This window comes from Sphingobium sp. BYY-5 (genome assembly GCF_022758885.1).
Lineage (GTDB): Bacteria > Pseudomonadota > Alphaproteobacteria > Sphingomonadales > Sphingomonadaceae > Sphingobium.
Genome location: NZ_JALEBH010000001.1, coordinates 211,171 through 225,381 on the forward strand (window position 1 = coordinate 211,171; position 14,211 = coordinate 225,381).

The 14,211-nt window shown below is 64.4% G+C and carries 13 protein-coding genes, 1 tRNA gene and 1 pseudogene; 4 read left to right on the plus strand and 11 right to left on the minus strand.

Annotated elements, in window-relative coordinates; translation table 11 throughout:
- Positions 1-218: 218 nt before the first annotated feature.
- Complete coding sequence (locus tag MOK15_RS01050; RefSeq protein ID WP_242929890.1) at positions 219-1,505, minus strand: hypothetical protein; 1,287 nt, start codon at positions 1,503-1,505, stop codon at positions 219-221.
- A gap of 160 nt (positions 1,506-1,665) precedes the next feature.
- Between MOK15_RS01050 and MOK15_RS01055 the strand changes: the two genes are divergently transcribed.
- Together MOK15_RS01055 and MOK15_RS01060 are read left to right on the plus strand one after the other, a co-directional pair.
- Positions 1,666-1,741 (plus strand) — tRNA-Thr (locus MOK15_RS01055).
- A gap of 165 nt (positions 1,742-1,906) precedes the next feature.
- Positions 1,907-2,161, plus strand: a complete 255-nt coding sequence (locus MOK15_RS01060) for an Arm DNA-binding domain-containing protein (RefSeq protein WP_242929891.1) — start codon at positions 1,907-1,909, stop codon at positions 2,159-2,161.
- Here the strand turns inward: MOK15_RS01060 and MOK15_RS01065 are convergent.
- Both MOK15_RS01065 and MOK15_RS01070 read right to left on the minus strand, forming a co-directional pair.
- Positions 2,084-2,458 (minus strand): annotated as a pseudogene (locus tag MOK15_RS01065) (IS481 family transposase); the annotation flags it as partial. The gene MOK15_RS01060 and the pseudogene MOK15_RS01065 sit on opposite strands and share 78 nt — an antisense overlap.
- 177 nt (positions 2,459-2,635) lie before the next feature.
- Positions 2,636-3,526: an EamA family transporter gene (locus tag MOK15_RS01070; protein WP_242929892.1), complete on the minus strand. Its 891-nt coding sequence runs from the start codon at positions 3,524-3,526 to the stop codon at positions 2,636-2,638.
- A 92-nt stretch (positions 3,527-3,618) separates the two neighbouring features.
- Here MOK15_RS01070 and MOK15_RS01075 point away from each other — a divergent pair, with 92 nt between their 5' ends.
- Both MOK15_RS01075 and MOK15_RS01080 read left to right on the plus strand, forming a co-directional pair.
- A complete protein-coding gene (locus tag MOK15_RS01075) occupies positions 3,619-4,107 on the plus strand; it encodes an Lrp/AsnC family transcriptional regulator (protein WP_242929893.1) in 489 nt (162 codons plus the stop codon).
- Between the two features lie 265 nt (positions 4,108-4,372).
- The gene (locus MOK15_RS01080; RefSeq protein WP_242929894.1) at positions 4,373-5,362 is read left to right on the plus strand and encodes a threonine/serine dehydratase; all 990 of its coding nucleotides are present in this window, start codon (positions 4,373-4,375) and stop codon (positions 5,360-5,362) included.
- Positions 5,363-5,374: 12 nt separating this feature from the next.
- Here the strand turns inward: MOK15_RS01080 and MOK15_RS01085 are convergent, their stop codons facing one another.
- The 8 genes from MOK15_RS01085 to MOK15_RS01120 all read right to left on the minus strand — a co-directional run bounded on the left by MOK15_RS01085 (position 5,375) and on the right by MOK15_RS01120 (position 14,208).
- Positions 5,375-6,295: a DNA-binding response regulator gene (locus MOK15_RS01085; protein WP_242929895.1), complete on the minus strand. Its 921-nt coding sequence runs from the start codon at positions 6,293-6,295 to the stop codon at positions 5,375-5,377.
- Positions 6,292-9,666: an ATP-binding protein gene (locus tag MOK15_RS01090; RefSeq protein ID WP_242929896.1), complete on the minus strand. Its 3,375-nt coding sequence runs from the start codon at positions 9,664-9,666 to the stop codon at positions 6,292-6,294. The genes MOK15_RS01085 and MOK15_RS01090 overlap by 4 nt, the downstream gene beginning before the upstream one ends.
- Before the next feature lie 3 nt (positions 9,667-9,669).
- Positions 9,670-10,296, minus strand: coding sequence for an urease accessory protein UreG (gene ureG / locus MOK15_RS01095; RefSeq protein ID WP_242929897.1), 627 nt, complete (start codon positions 10,294-10,296; stop codon positions 9,670-9,672).
- On the minus strand, positions 10,293-11,006 hold the full coding sequence (locus MOK15_RS01100) for an urease accessory protein UreF (protein ID WP_242929898.1): 714 nt from the start codon (positions 11,004-11,006) through the stop codon (positions 10,293-10,295). Before MOK15_RS01100 ends, ureG begins: the two co-directional genes overlap by 4 nt.
- A complete protein-coding gene (gene ureE, locus MOK15_RS01105; protein ID WP_242929899.1) occupies positions 10,963-11,481 on the minus strand; it encodes an urease accessory protein UreE in 519 nt (172 codons plus the stop codon). Before ureE ends, MOK15_RS01100 begins: the two co-directional genes overlap by 44 nt.
- Positions 11,482-11,620: 139 nt before the next feature.
- Entirely contained in the window at positions 11,621-13,333 is a 1,713-nt protein-coding gene (gene ureC, locus MOK15_RS01110) for an urease subunit alpha (RefSeq protein ID WP_242929900.1), read from the minus strand.
- A 136-nt stretch (positions 13,334-13,469) separates the two neighbouring features.
- Positions 13,470-13,775 carry an urease subunit beta gene (locus tag MOK15_RS01115; RefSeq protein WP_242929901.1) on the minus strand — a complete coding sequence of 102 codons (306 nt, stop codon included), beginning with the start codon at positions 13,773-13,775 and terminating at the stop codon, positions 13,470-13,472.
- Positions 13,776-13,905: 130 nt separating this feature from the next.
- A complete protein-coding gene (locus MOK15_RS01120) occupies positions 13,906-14,208 on the minus strand; it encodes an urease subunit gamma (protein WP_242929902.1) in 303 nt (100 codons plus the stop codon).
- Positions 14,209-14,211: the final 3 nt, after the last annotated feature.

The window sequence follows — 14,211 nt, forward strand, 5'->3', positions numbered from 1 at the left end:
GCTCAAGACAAGAGCGAAACAAAATTTCCTGCGCGTGAAATAATATGATGCAGCGCAAAATGGGCCGTCCGCGCGAAAGCGGGGCCTGGGTCATGGCAGCGATTATGAGTCAGTTGCAGCGGCCTGTCGAGCGCCGATCTGGCCTGCGGGGAAGCATTTTGCGGCGAATGACGGCCGCCCGGCGGTGAGAGATGCCGGGGGAGATGCTGGGGCGATCGTCACGGCGCGGCGGCGGCGATCACGCGCTGGCCAAGGTCCGATCCTTCGGGCAGGGCGCCCACCAGGGCCAGGGAGCCGTCCGCCTCGCGCCGCGCGATCACGACGGCGAAACCGTCCGCATCGGTGTTGATCGCGACCGGATCGATTGGCGCTGCGGCCTTCATGGCGTCGCGGGCGATCCGGCGCTTGTCGGGACGTCCGGGCCGGGCGGAACGGCGCTGGGCGCGCTCGTCCCGCACCACTGCCTTGAGCCCGCCGACATAGGTGGCGAGATATTCGGCAAGCTGCCCGACGCCCAGGTCCGCCGCCAGCGCATGGTCCAGCGCGGTGGCATATTCGGTGATGCGCGTCTTGTCATAGGTCGCGCCGAAGACGAGCTTGATGATCGCGGTCATCGGGCTGCGTGCCTGGGTCTTGATCCCATAATCGGCCAGCAGTTCGGCATAATCGTCGGGCCGGGCGCGGGCGACCAGCGCGAAGTCATGGGCCAGGCTGACAGCGCGATAGAGGGCGGCGTGGCTGCGCGCCTCGCTGATGCGAACCCGTGCGGCGCCGTCACGCGCGACGGCGAGCCAGTCGGCGAGGGAAGCGTCCTCGCCAGGGCATTCCGTCCCCGTCAGGTCCAACCTGTCGTCATCATTGTTCGGTATCGACAGGCTGGCGGGGCCGTCGGCCCAGACCGGCGTCACCGCACGCGGTTCGGGCGCGGTGCGCAATGCTTCGCCGACTTCCTGTTCCAGCGACTGGTGCGCGTCGTCATTGGCCACTTCCTTCCAGTTGATGACGCCGAACACGAAGTCGATCACGTCCCCATCGGAGGAAAAGGGCATTAATATGCCGCGGTAGAGGATTTCCGCGCCGCGCTGATTGACGAATTCGGCCTCGAATCCGATCGGCGCGACATTGGCGATGATCTGCAGATAATGATCGGTCAGTCGCGACAGCAGCGACCGCGCCGGGACGTCGTTGATATAGTCGATCGTGCCTTCGATATCGCATTCCCGGCGCAAGGCCGGACCAAGATAGACGATCGCCGGGTTTTCAAGGCCGGTGCTGAAGTCCAGCAATACGCTGTGTGGGCCGAAATCCTCCAATTGCTCGGGCGAAAGATCTTCGATCGAGGGCAAGGTGCGGTCGCCCAGCAGCGATGCCCAATAATTATAGGCGCGCACCTGCATCCGCCGTTCGTCGGAACCCACGGCAGGCGGCGTTTCGATCGCCGCATCGGTGGCATCGTCATAATCATTCTGATCGTTGGCGACGGCATGTCCCCGCAGAGTGTCCATTTGGTCGATCCCCAAAACCCATGGAAAGCCTTCCCAAGGAATCGACATTGGCACTCGATGGTAAAGGGCGGGTAAAGACGCCGCCGCGACAAAAGGTTGCCGCCAATGCAATTTGTCCGCTTGTGCCGCGCGCCAACCGCTGTTATCTGCCCGCGCCAACGCCGCTTTAGCTCAGTTGGTAGAGCATCGCATTCGTAATGCGGGGGTCACAGGTTCGAGTCCTGTAAGCGGCACCAGGATCCCCCCCATCTACGGGGCTGAAAATCCTCAAAAACCCCGGAAATACTGGTCTATTGAGGCATTGGCTTTCCAGTGTTGTACGTCCTTGTCCACCTGCATCCAGGTGATTTGGGGGCCACGGATTGGGGGCCACAACGGCAAATTCGAGGTCGTGGCCCCCAATGCTTACCACAGTCGAAATTAATGCGCTTAAGCCAAGAGAGAAGGCCTATAAGGTGGCTGACGGGAAGGGCCTGTACCTTTTGGTCCAGCCATCCGGATCCTTGCTATGGCGCGTCAAATTTCGATTCCACGGGATCGAGAAGAGAATGGCGCTGGGACGATATCCTGACGTCAGGTTGACGTTTGGGCTTGTCGCCCTCGATGTCGGGCAGACGAGAGATGCCGTGTCGCTGCAGGCACCGATGCAGCGCTGAGCGGGTCAGATGCGGGATCGATGGCTGCAACGCATAGAGACAGTCGTCCAGCGGCAGCAGCGTGTGTCGCCGGAATGCGACAACCATCGCCTCCTCCGCCTCGGTCATGGTTGTGGAATGAGGGGCCTTCGGCCCGGTCTTCAGATCATTGACCGTCGTCCGCTTGCGCCACTTCGCCACCGTCTTGGGGTTGATCCCAAGCTCCCGGCTCAGCGTCGCGAGCGAAGCCTGCGATCGCTGTATTGCTGCTCGGACGGCGTGCGTGGTCGTGGCGCTCCCGTGACGTACTTGCCCCATAATGCTTCCTTCCATTCCAACGAAAGGATCGCACCATCAAACTGTGGGATCAAACACCTAGGGCAGGCGCTCGATCACGACGGATTGCAGCCGGTCATGCAGGTATCAACCGCGATCTGGAGATTGTAAGATGGTGGTTTGCTACCTTGGTAGCAGCTTATCGGTTGAGCGTTTAGTTCAGGATTTATACGTTCTATGCAGCGCAACCCCTGCGATGACGAGTGCGATCCCTGCCAACTCGGTCAAGCTTGGCACCTGGCGCAGCACAATGAAGCCGATCACCGTCGCGCTGGCGGGAAGTAGCGATAGGAGCAGGGCAAAGCTCGCGCGCGGTAGGCGCGACATAGCGAGCTGGTCGCAGACATAGGGGATCACTGAGGAAGACACGCCGACTCCGATCGCTGCCGCCAGCAGCAAAGGGTTCGAGAATGCCGGTAACGCGCTGTCGAGACCGAACGGCAGCGCGGCTATGGTCGCGACCAGCATTGCACAGCCGAGCCGGTCGATGCCCGAGACGCCCGCACCGCCGGACGAAATGTGATGCCCGAGAATGATGTAGCCCATGAACAGCGCGCAGTTGGTAAAGGCGAAGACGTAGCCGAGCGGCTCGCCTGCGATACGGATATCGGTCAAGACAAAAATCCCAGCCACTGCGAGGACCAGGGCGAGGAGATTGCGGCGCGCGCGTACGCCGTAGGCTGCAACCGTGATGGGGCCAAGGAATTCGATCGCACCCACCGTCGCCAGCGGCAACCGGGCTATCGCTTCATAGAACAGGGTGTTCATCGCGGCGAGGACAACGCCGAGCGCGACAATGATGGCCATGTCGCGCGATGCCAAAGTAGCGAAGGTTCGCCACGGCCGCCGCCAAATGGCGAAGATCAGCCCGGCACTGGCGATCCGTAGCCAAGCGACGCCGGGCGGAGCGAGACTGGCGAATAGCAGTACGGCGAAGGACGGGCCGAGATAGTGGAACACCGCGCTGACGAGGAAGAAGACGTGCGGCGGCAGCCGATCAACGATCTTCGGCGAAGGAACTGCGATGCTAGTGGCGCTATCAGTGGGCATGAGCGTAGGATAAGCGGAGAGAGCAGGCTATTGAATGTCAACTTGAAGGTGATATTCTAATTTTGCATTCAATTTTGTAAGCGGAGTTACGTTTGATCCTTCAGAAGTCGAAGCTGCTGCATGATCCGCGCAATGTGGAGTTACTCTCTCTGCTCGGGGATAATCCACGGCTTGGTGTCTCGGAATTGGCTCGACGGGTTGGCATGTCGGCGCCCGCTGTGCGGGAGCGGGTTTTGCGGATGGAAGAGGCGGGTGTCATTCGCGGCTATCGCCTGGAATTGGATCCCGCCGCCTTAGGCTATCCAGTTTCGGCTTATGTGCGCGTGCGCCCCGCGCCGGGTCAGCTTTCGAAGGTGGCCGAGTTAGCTCGTTCGCTGCCACAGATAGTCGAATGCCATCGAGTGACAGGCGAGGACTGTTTCGTGCTGAAAGTCCATCTGCCTTCGATCGGTGACCTCGATCAGGTGCTGGATCAATTTCTGACCTACGGCCAGACCACAACCAGCATCGTGCAGAGCACGCCGGTTTCGCTACGCAGCCTGCCTCTCCAGAAAATATTAGGGGAAGAGCGACGGCATTGATGGCCGCCGCCGATTGATGTGAGCCCCTGACGTTGGTCCAGCGCCAGAGGCTCACATCACTACAGTGCCGCTGGTGCGGCCGTCGTGAAATGCGCTCGTTATCACCTGGGCTCCCCCTGGAAGGCCCCGGAGACGTGCGAGCGGCTCCGGCGCCCGACGGTGCTTGATGGCCCAATTGGGCAAGGTTGATGGTAAGCGCACCATTTCCCGCCATATCGATAGTCCCGCGCTTGCGGATCGCGTTGTGGCCACGCTAGGTTTGGGCATGACCGACGCCCCTGCCATCACCATCGACGATATTCTGGATGCCGCGCGGGTGATTGCGCCTGCGGCGGTGCGTACGCCGCTGCTGGAAAATGCTAGGTTGAACGAGCGATGCGGGCGGTGCGTGTTGCTGAAATTCGAAGGCGCCCAGCATACCGGGTCGTTCAAGTTTCGCGGGGCGTATAACCGGCTGGCGCGGCTGGATGAGGCCGAACGGGCGGCGGGCGTTGTCGCCTGGTCGTCGGGCAATCATGCGCAGGGCGTGGCGGCGGCGGCGCGGATGCTGGGGATGCCCGCGACCATCGTGATGCCGGCCGACGCGCCCGCGATCAAGATCGCCAATACCCGCGCGTTGGGGGCGGAGGTGGTGTCCTATGACCGGCTGACCGAAAGCCGCGAGGCGATCGCCACCGATCTGGCGCAAAGGCGGGGGGCGACGCTGGTGCCGTCCTTCGACGATCCCTTCATCATCGCGGGACAGGGCACGGCCGGGCTGGAGATTATCGATCAAGCGGCGCAGGCCGGTGCGGAGATCGGGCAGGTGCTGGTCTGCTGCGGCGGGGGCGGTCTGACGGCCGGGATCGCAACAGCGGTCAAGGCGCGCGCGCCGCATGTCGATATTCATACCGTCGAGCCGACGGGGTTCGACGATACCGCGCGATCGCTCCGCAACGGGCAGCGGGAGGCGGTTGCGCCCGATGCCCGGTCCATCTGTGATGCGTTGCTGGCGCCGAGGCCCGGCGCGCTGACCTTTCCGATCAACCGGGCGCTGGTGACGAGCGGGCTGGTCGTGACCGACGATCAGGTGCGTGAAGCGATGCGCTTCGCCTTTTCGACGCTCAAGCTGGTGGTCGAGCCGGGCGGGTCGGTGGCGCTGGCGGCGCTGCTCGCCGGGCTGACGCCGGAGCGGGACGGCGCGGTGGTTGTCGTGCTGTCGGGGAGCAATGTCGATCCGGCCGACTATGCGGCCATCCTGAGCGGCGACGCCTGATTATCGCCAGGGCTATTGCGCGATCACCCTGACCGCGAAGGCGGCGGCGGCGGCGCGGGTTTCGACGCCCAGCTTTTCGAATATCTGTTCCAGATGCTTGTTCACCGTGCGCGGGCTGATGGTCAATATCTCGCTGATGACGCGGTTGGGCTTGCCATAGCTGATCCAGAGCAGCACCTCCGCCTCGCGCTGGGTGAGGCCGAAATGGCTTTGCAGGCGGCTGATGTCGGCCAGCGGATCGAGATGGTTGAGGCGGATCAGGATTTCGTCGCGGCGGGGGCGACCGACGATGATAAGTTCCACTGTGTCGCCCTGGCCGCTGTCTGCCTTGGCAGTGGTCCCGGCAGGCAGATCGTTGCCCAGCAGGCGCGTGACGGCGGTGCGCAGCAGAGCGGGCGGGGCGATGGCGCCGCGCGACCAACCGGGTTCCAGCGCTTCCATCAGCTTTTCCGCGCCCGGTGTGCTCCAGGAAAGCTGACCCTCGGTCGTGACCGCGATCAGGTTGCGCCCGGTCGCGTCGAGGGCGAACTGGCCGCCCTGGGTCTGGCGGGCGTTGGCCATGTGGACGCGGACGCGGGCCAGCAGTTCCTCGACCACGATGGGCTTGCGCACATAATCGACGCCGCCCGCTTCCAGGGCATGGACGACATGCTCGCTTTCGGTGAGGCCGGTCATGAAGATGATCGGGATGGGCGCACCGATGGGAAGCTGCTTGATTGCGCGCGTGGTTTCGAAGCCGTCCAGGCCGGGCATCACCGCGTCCATCAGGATGAGGTCGGGCGCGACATGCTCCAGCAGTTCCAGCGCTGCGTCGCCGCTGGTGGCGATGAGGACGGAAATATGCGCGGCTTCCAGTGTGTCGGTGAGGAAGCGTAGCGATTCCGGCGTGTCGTCGACGACCAGAACGGTGTCGTTGTGGGAAGGCATGGTCATCGGGCGGCCCTTATGGTTCTGATAAGCCCCTTGAGGTCGAAACGGTCGAGATGGCCGAGCAGGCGTCGGGTGAGAGGCTGGGCGTCGGGCACGATTTCCTCCAGCGCGCGAATGCTGGCTTCGATACCGCGGACATGACCGATGATCGCCTTCTGCTCAATGTCGGCGAGAAGGGGGGCGGCTTCTTCGGGCAAGGCGGGGAGGGCGTCATCCTCCGCTTGCGGAAGCGGCGTCAGGGGGGCGTCGCCGGTCCAGCGGATGCGAAGCTGATCGGCGATCGCGTCCAGCAGCGCGTCGAGATCGACCGGTTTCATCAGGAACATGTCGTGCGCCGCACGTCCGTCGCCGCCGCGATGATATTCATGCGCGTTGGCGGAGACCATGACGATGCGGACAGCGCCGCCCAGCCGTTCGCGCAGAATGCGGCATATGTCCCAGCCGGACTCGCCGGGCATGGAAATGTCGAGCAGGACGATGTCGGGTTTCTCATAGGCTGCGATTTCCAGCCCCACATGGCCGCTCAGCGCTTCGAACACCGTGAAGTCCAGCGGTTCAAGCAGGCCACGCAACACGGCAACCTGCGCGGCGTCATCGTCGATCAGCAATATCTTGCGGCGCGGACCTTCATAGCCCTTGATCGTTTCGACCGGCTGGCCGTCCGTCGCCTGGGCGGCGACATGGCCCAGCATCAACCGCACGGTGAATTGCGTGCGCCCATTCTGCATGTCGCCGCCCGGATCGCTGGTCACGGACAGGTCGCCGCCCAATATCTGTACCAGCGCCTGGGTGATGGCGAGGCCGAGGCCCACGCCCTTCTGCTTCTGCGCGTCGGGATTGGAGCCGCGTTCGAACGGGTCGAAGATGCGTTTCAGGTCGTCCGGCGCGATGCCGATGCCGGTGTCGATAATGTCAAAGGTCGCCATCTGGCTGCGATAGGCGACGCGGAAGGTGACGGAGCCGCTGCGCGTGAACTTGATCGCGTTGGAGAGGAGGTTGATGAGGATCTGGCGCAGGCGCTTTTGGTCGGTGCGCACGAAATCGGGCAGCTTTTCGGGCCGCTCGTACAGAAATTCGATCCCTTTCGCCTGTGCCTGCGGGCGGAACATGTTGGCGATCTGGTCGACGAAGGGGGAGAGGCGGACGGTTTCGTTGCTGATGCGCAGCACGCCGCTTTCGACCTGGCTGATGTCCATCAGCCCTTCGACCAGGTTGGTGAGATGTTCGGCGCTGCGGCGGATGACCTTGGCGGCCTCGATCGGCGCGATTTCATGGCCGCGCTCCATCAACTGGGCATAGCCGTAGATGCTGTTGAGCGGCGAGCGTATCTCATGGCTGACGCTGACGAGGTAGCGGCTCTTCGCAGCATTGGCGGCCTCGGCGGCTTCCTTCGCCCGTTGCAGCTCCGCCCCGGTCACGTCATGGGCGATCACCTCCTCCATCAGCTTCTGCACATGATGCTCGCTTTCCTGCATCGCCGACCGGCGGCTCTGATGGGCCAGCACGATCATCCAGGCGATCACCCCGCCGAACAGCGAGAAGAGCAGGAAGAGGCCCAGCATCAGGCTGCCGGTCTGGGTGGCGATGGAGGGCGCGCGGCGGGCGACCTGCCAGCCGATGCCGCCCAGCACCGCACCATTGGCCAGGGTGATGATTGTCATCACCGCGATGAAATGGCCGACAGGCGTGTGGACATAATCGGCGACGGCGCGCGGAAGCAGGCGTTCCAGCCAGCGCGCCGCCTGCTGCGTGGCGCGGCTGTCGCTCTTGCACCGGTCGTGGCAGCGCGCCTCCAGCGTACAGCAAAGCGAACAGATGGGCGCGGCATACATGGGGCAATGCGCCATGTCGGCGTGCTGGAAGGCGTTTTCGCAGATAATGCAGGTCTGCGCTTGGCTGCCTTCGGACCAGTGGGAGCGGCGGGCAATATAATAGCGGCCATGGGTGACGAGCGCGATGATCGGGGCGCTGGTGAAGGCGACCGCCATGCCGATGACCGGGGCGAAGGCCTGTGCCAGGGGACCGAGCAGGCCGAGATGCGCGCTGCCCGACACTAGGATCGACAGCAGCATCGCGCCGATGCCGACCGGGTTGATGTCATAGAGATGCGCGCGCTTGAACTCGATTCCTGATGGGGAGAGACGGAGCGGCTTGGAGATCATCAGGTCGGCCGCCAGCGCGCCGATCCAGCCCGCCGCGACCGTAGCGTAGAGGATCAATATCGCCTCGATCGCGTCGAAGATGCCGACTTCCATCAAGAGCAGCGCGAGCAGTACGTTGAAGATCAGCCACACGACGCGGCCGGGATGGTTGTGGGTCAGGCGGGCGAAGAAGTTCGACCAGGCGATCGACCCGGCATAGGCGTTGGTGACGTTGATCTTGAGCTGGCAGATGACGACGAAGAGGCCGGTCAGGATCAGCGACAGCCCGGCATGGCCCGACATGGCGGTGTAGATGGCCTGGAACATGGCGGTGGGGCTGGATGCCTCGCTTTGCGCCGCCGCGCTACGGATCAAGAAATGGGCGAGCCAGGAACCGAGCAGCAGTTTCATGCCGCCGATCAGCGTCCAGCCCGGTCCGCCCGCCAGCATCGCCGCCCACCATTTGCCCCGGCCGATCTTCGCCCTGGCGGGCAGGAAGCGCAAATAGTCGGCCTGCTCGCCGATCTGCGGCAGGAGGGACAGGAGCGTTGAAAGGGCGAAGCCGAAATAGAGCAGGCTGACGCTGCCGTCCTTCGCGCCCAACTGGCCGGTGAAGCGGCTCCATTCCGCCAGCGCCGTGGGGCCGGACCAGAGGATATAGGCGATCGGCGCGACCTGGAGCGCGATCCACACGCCTTGCGTGGCGTTCTGGAAGCGGGTGATGGCGCTCATGCCGTAAAGGGCGATGGGGATGACGACGAGTGCGCTCACCAGATAGGCGATGCTCATCGGCATTCCGGTCATGGCTTTGAGCGCCACCGCCATGATCGTCGCTTCCACCGAGAAGAGGAGGAAAGTGAAGCTGGCGTAGATGAGCGAGGTGAGGGTGGACCCCAGATAGCCGAAGCCCGCGCCGCGCGTCAGCAGGTCGATGTCCAGGCCGTGCTTCGCCGCATGATAGGCGATGGGCAGGCCGATGACGAACATCAACGCCACGGCGGCGGCGATGGCTGCGACGCTGTTGGCAAAGCCATAGGTCAGGGTGATGGACGCGCCGATCGCTTCGCAGGCGAGGAAGGCGGTAGCGCCGATCGCGGTGTTGGCGACCTGCCCCGCCGACCAGCGCCGAGCGCTGTCGGCGGTATAGCGCAGCGCATAATCCTCCAATGTCTGGCTGGCGACCCATTTATTGTAGAGCCGCTTTTCGCGCAGGACATAGGCGGCGCGGTCCATCGATCAGGCCGCTTGGGTCCGTAGACCGCCGGTCGTGACGATGAAGTTGATGATCGCGGGCAGGCCGATATTGTCCTTCAAATTGGTGAAGAGGAAGGGGCGGGTGCCGCGCATCTTCTTCGCGTCCCGGTCCATGACATTGAGGTCCGCGCCGACCAGCGGGGCGAGGTCGATCTTGTTGATGATGAGCAGGTCGGACCGGGTGATGCCGGGGCCGCCCTTGCGCGGGATCTTGTCGCCCGCCGACACGTCGATGACATAGATGGTGATGTCGGCCAGTTCGGGGGAAAAGGTCGCGGCCAGATTGTCGCCGCCGCTTTCGATGAAGATCAGCTCCAGGCCGGGGAAACGGCGGCTCATCTCGTCCACGGCGGCGAGGTTGATGCTGGCATCCTCACGAATGGCGGTGTGCGGGCAGCCGCCGGTCTCCACGCCCATGATCCGTTCGGGGACGAGCGCGCCGGAGCGGGTGAGAAACTCCGCATCTTCGCGGGTGTAGATGTCGTTGGTGATGGCGGCGATATTATGATGGTCGCGCATCGCCTTGCAGAGCCGGTCGGTCAGCGCGGTCTTGCCGGAGCCGACCGGGCCGCCGATGCCGACGCGCAAGGGGCCATGGTGCGAGGTCATGATCGAAAGAGCCTTGTATAGAGGGTTTCATGGGCGAGGCTGGCGAGTTCGAGATCGGGCGCGGCGGTGCCGAGATCGTCCAGTGCCGTGACGAGCGCCTTGTTCGCGATGGCGGGGATGGCGTGGGACAGGGCGGCAAGCGCAAGCTGCCCGTCGGTCTGGCCGAGCGGGACCAGGCGGACGCCGGCCGACACAAGATTGGCGGCGGTGGCATGGAGCCAGCAATGGAGCGCCGGTTCGAGCGGGATGGCGTGCGCGGCGCAGGCGAGCGCCATGACCGTGGCGTGGGCCATGGGCTGGTCGCCCCAGCGCTGCGCGAAGGCGTCGAGCGCGGGGTGGGGCCATGCCTTGCGCGTGACCGACAGGAAGGAGCCACCCTGCTGGCGGCTTTCGAGCGCGGTCTCGCTGCTGCCGCGAAAGGCGGCGGCGAGTTCGGCGATGGCGTCGAAGGCCGCCGCATCGCCCGCCGCGCGATGGGCATGGACGAACAGCACCGCGTCCACCCAGCCGCCGCCGCGCGCCAGCACCGCCTCGATATAGGCGGTGACGTCGGCGGCGGTGCGGACGCGGCCATCCTCCACCGCCGTTTCCAGGCCGTGGCTATAGGTGAAGCTGCCCACCGGATAGGAAGGCGAGGTCCAGGCCAGCAGGCGATGGAGGGCGGCGTCAGCCAGCATGGTCGTGGTGATGATGGGCATGGGAATGCTCATGATCGTGGTCATGATGATGATGATGATGGTCGTGGCTGTGACTGGCCCCCGAATAGGCGCCGCCTTCGGGGGTGAAGGGGGCTTGGACCTTGGTCACGGTCGCGCCCAGCCCCTCCAGCATGGCGTTGATGACATGATCGTCGCGCAGACGGATGGCGTGCGGGTGCAGTTCAGCGGGCAGATGCCGGTTGCCGATATGCCAGGCGAGGCGGATCATTGCGGCAGGATCGGCGGCGGTGACTTCCACCAGCACTTCGGGCGCAGCGAGGACTTCGACCAGCCGCCCATCCGACAGTTGCAGCGCGTCGCCATGCTGAAGGACGGTCGCGCGGGCGAGGTCGAGCAGGAAGGCCGTGCCATGATCGGCGGTATAATACCAGCGCCGCCGATGGCGGGCGTCATGGTCCAGCGTGATATGGTCGGCGGCCGGGCCGGACCAGTGGCCGTGGGGAAGGACATCGTGGGCGGTCAGCATGTTCGATCTATCCTAAAACCACATCCGTCATTCCCGCGCAGGCGGGGATCCATCTCCGGCCCTTTCGACAGGTGATAGGTTGGGAGATGGGTTCCCGCCTGCGCGGGAATGACGAGTGAATGGGAGATAGGGCAGCGCATCAAAACAGGAAATACCGTTGCGCGAACGGCAGGACACTCGCCGGTTCGCATGTCAGCAGTTCGCCATCCGCCCGAACCTCGTAGGTTTCGGGGTCGACCTGAATATCCGGCATGGCGTCGTTCAGGATCATCGACGCCTTCCCGATCCCGCCGCGCGTATTGTGCACCGCCTCCAGCGGCCGGACGAGCTTGAGCCGTTCGCCGATCCCCTCCGCAATCCCCGCTGCCGACACGAAATGCACCGCCGACAACGCGCCCGCGCGGCCCATCGCGCCGAACATCGGGCGATAATGGACCGGCTGGGGCGTCGGGATGCTGGCATTTGGGTCGCCCATCGGCGCGGTGGCGATGCTGCCGCCCTTGATGACCAGATCGGGCTTCACCGCAAAGAAGGCAGGCGACCAGAGGACGAGGTCGGCGAGCTTCCCCACGGCGATCGACCCCACGATGTGGCTGATGCCGTGTGCGATGGCGGGGTTGATCGTATATTTGGCGATGTAGCGCTTGGCGCGGAAATTATCGCTGTCGGCGTCGTCGCTGCCCAGGCTCCCGCGCTGCTGCTTCATCTTGTCGGCGGTCTGCCAGCAGCGGATGATGGTTTCCCCCACGCGCCCCATCGCCTGGCTGTCCGACGACATCATGGAGAAGGCGCCCAGGTCGTGCAGGATGTCTTCCGCCGCGATCGTCTCCTTGCGGATGCGGCTGTCGGCGAAGGCGACATCCTCGGCGATGCGCGGGTCGAGATGGTGGCACACCATCAGCATGTCGAGATGTTCCTCGATCGTGTTGACGGTATAGGGCCGGGTCGGATTGGTGGAGGAGGGCAGGACGTTAGGCAGCCCCGCCACCTTGATGATGTCCGGCGCATGGCCGCCACCCGCACCCTCGGTATGGAAGGCGTGGATGGTCCGCCCCGCGAAGGCCGCGACGGTGCTTTCGACGAAACCGGCCTCGTTCAGCGTATCGGTGTGGATCGTGACCTGAACGTCGTAATCGTCCGCCACCGACAGGCTGCAATCGATCGCGGCGGGGGTGGTGCCCCAATCCTCGTGCAGTTTCAGGCCACAGGCGCCCGCGCGGATCATCTCCTCCAGCGCGCGGGGCTGGCTGGCATTGCCCTTGCCGAACAGGCCGAAATTCATCGGCATGGTCTCCAGCGCCTGGAGCATCCGGCCGATATGCCAGCTTCCCGGCGTGCAGGTGGTCGCCAAGGTGCCGTGCGCCGGGCCGGTGCCGCCGCCCAGCATCGTCGTGATGCCTGCATTGAGTGCTTCCTCCACCTGCTGCGGACAGATGAAATGGATATGCGCGTCGATGCCCCCGACGGTCAGGATGCGGCCCTCGCCCGCGATGATCTCCGTGCCCGGACCGATCGGGATGTCGACGCCGGGCTGGATGTCGGGATTGCCGGCCTTGCCGATGGCATGGATGCGGCCGTCGCGGATCGAGACGTCTGCCTTCACGATGCCCCAATGATCCAGGATCAGCGCGTTGGTGATGACGGTGTCGGGCGCGCCCTCCGCACGGCTCATCTGGCTTTGTCCCATGCCGTCGCGGATCACCTTGCCGCCGCCGAACTTCACCTCCTCGCCATAGATGGTCCGGTCTTCCTCGACCCGGATGAAGAGGGAGCTGTCGCCCAGCCGCACCCGGTCGCCGACCGTGGGACCGAACATCCCGGCATAGGCGCGGCGGGACAGGGTTACGGGCATGAGACGCCCTTGCACCAATTAACATCGTCATTCCCGCGAAGGCGGGAACCCATCTCCCAACCTCTATTCTGGTTGCAACGCTGGGAGATGGATCCCCGCCTTCGCGGGGATGACGGATGATATTGATGAGTTCGCATCACAATTCCCCCATCACATCGCCCCGGAAACCAATGACCGTGCGGCTCCCGGCATAAGGGATCAGTTGCACATCCCGGCTCTGCCCCGGCTCGAAGCGCACGGCGGTTCCCGACGCTATGTCCAGCCGATAGCCGCGCGCGGCGTCGCGGTCGAAGCGCAGCGCGGGGTTGCTCTCCGCGAAATGATAATGGCTGCCGACCTGGATCGGCCGGTCGCCGCTATTGGCGACGGTGAGGATAAGCGGCGCGCGGCCTTCGTTCAGCACGATGTCGCCGGGGACGGTGAGGATTTCGCCGGGGATCATGGGAACCACCTCCACAACCGTTCGCCCTGAGCTTGTCGAAGGGCGTGCCTGAGCGAAGACGAAGGCACTTCGCTCCGCTCAGTGGAGGGCTTCGACAGGCTCAGCCCGAACGGATGTTGGTTGGTTGCCCTCACCGGATCGGCCTGTGGACGGTGACGAGCTTGGTGCCGTCGGGAAAGGTCGCCTCGACCTGGATGTCGTGGATCATCTCGGATATACCCTCCATCACCTGGTCGCGGGTCACGACATGGCCGCCGCTGGCCATCAGCGCCGCCACGGAGCGCCCGTCGCGCGCGCCCTCCATCACATGGTCGGTGATGAGCGCGATCGCTTCGGGATGGTTGAGCTTCACCCCGCGCGCCAGCCGGCCCCGCGCGACCATCGCGGCCATCGCCACCAGCAGCTTGTCCTTTTCGCGCGTTGTGAGTTTCATGGC

Coding starts and splice junctions, on each gene's coding strand:
- MOK15_RS01050 (WP_242929890.1), bottom strand. CDS start 1,505: ATGGACACTCTGCGGGGACATGCCGTCGCCAACGATCAGAATGATTAT.
- MOK15_RS01060 (WP_242929891.1), top strand. CDS start 1,907: ATGCTTACCACAGTCGAAATTAATGCGCTTAAGCCAAGAGAGAAGGCC.
- MOK15_RS01070 (WP_242929892.1), bottom strand. CDS start 3,526: ATGCCCACTGATAGCGCCACTAGCATCGCAGTTCCTTCGCCGAAGATC.
- MOK15_RS01080 (WP_242929894.1), top strand. CDS start 4,373: ATGACCGACGCCCCTGCCATCACCATCGACGATATTCTGGATGCCGCG.
- MOK15_RS01085 (WP_242929895.1), bottom strand. CDS start 6,295: ATGACCATGCCTTCCCACAACGACACCGTTCTGGTCGTCGACGACACG.
- MOK15_RS01090 (WP_242929896.1), bottom strand. CDS start 9,666: ATGGACCGCGCCGCCTATGTCCTGCGCGAAAAGCGGCTCTACAATAAA.
- ureG (WP_242929897.1), bottom strand. CDS start 10,296: ATGACCTCGCACCATGGCCCCTTGCGCGTCGGCATCGGCGGCCCGGTC.
- MOK15_RS01100 (WP_242929898.1), bottom strand. CDS start 11,006: ATGAGCATTCCCATGCCCATCATCACCACGACCATGCTGGCTGACGCC.
- ureE (WP_242929899.1), bottom strand. CDS start 11,481: ATGCTGACCGCCCACGATGTCCTTCCCCACGGCCACTGGTCCGGCCCG.
- ureC (WP_242929900.1), bottom strand. CDS start 13,333: ATGCCCGTAACCCTGTCCCGCCGCGCCTATGCCGGGATGTTCGGTCCC.
- MOK15_RS01115 (WP_242929901.1), bottom strand. CDS start 13,775: ATGATCCCCGGCGAAATCCTCACCGTCCCCGGCGACATCGTGCTGAAC.
- MOK15_RS01120 (WP_242929902.1), bottom strand. CDS start 14,208: ATGAAACTCACAACGCGCGAAAAGGACAAGCTGCTGGTGGCGATGGCC.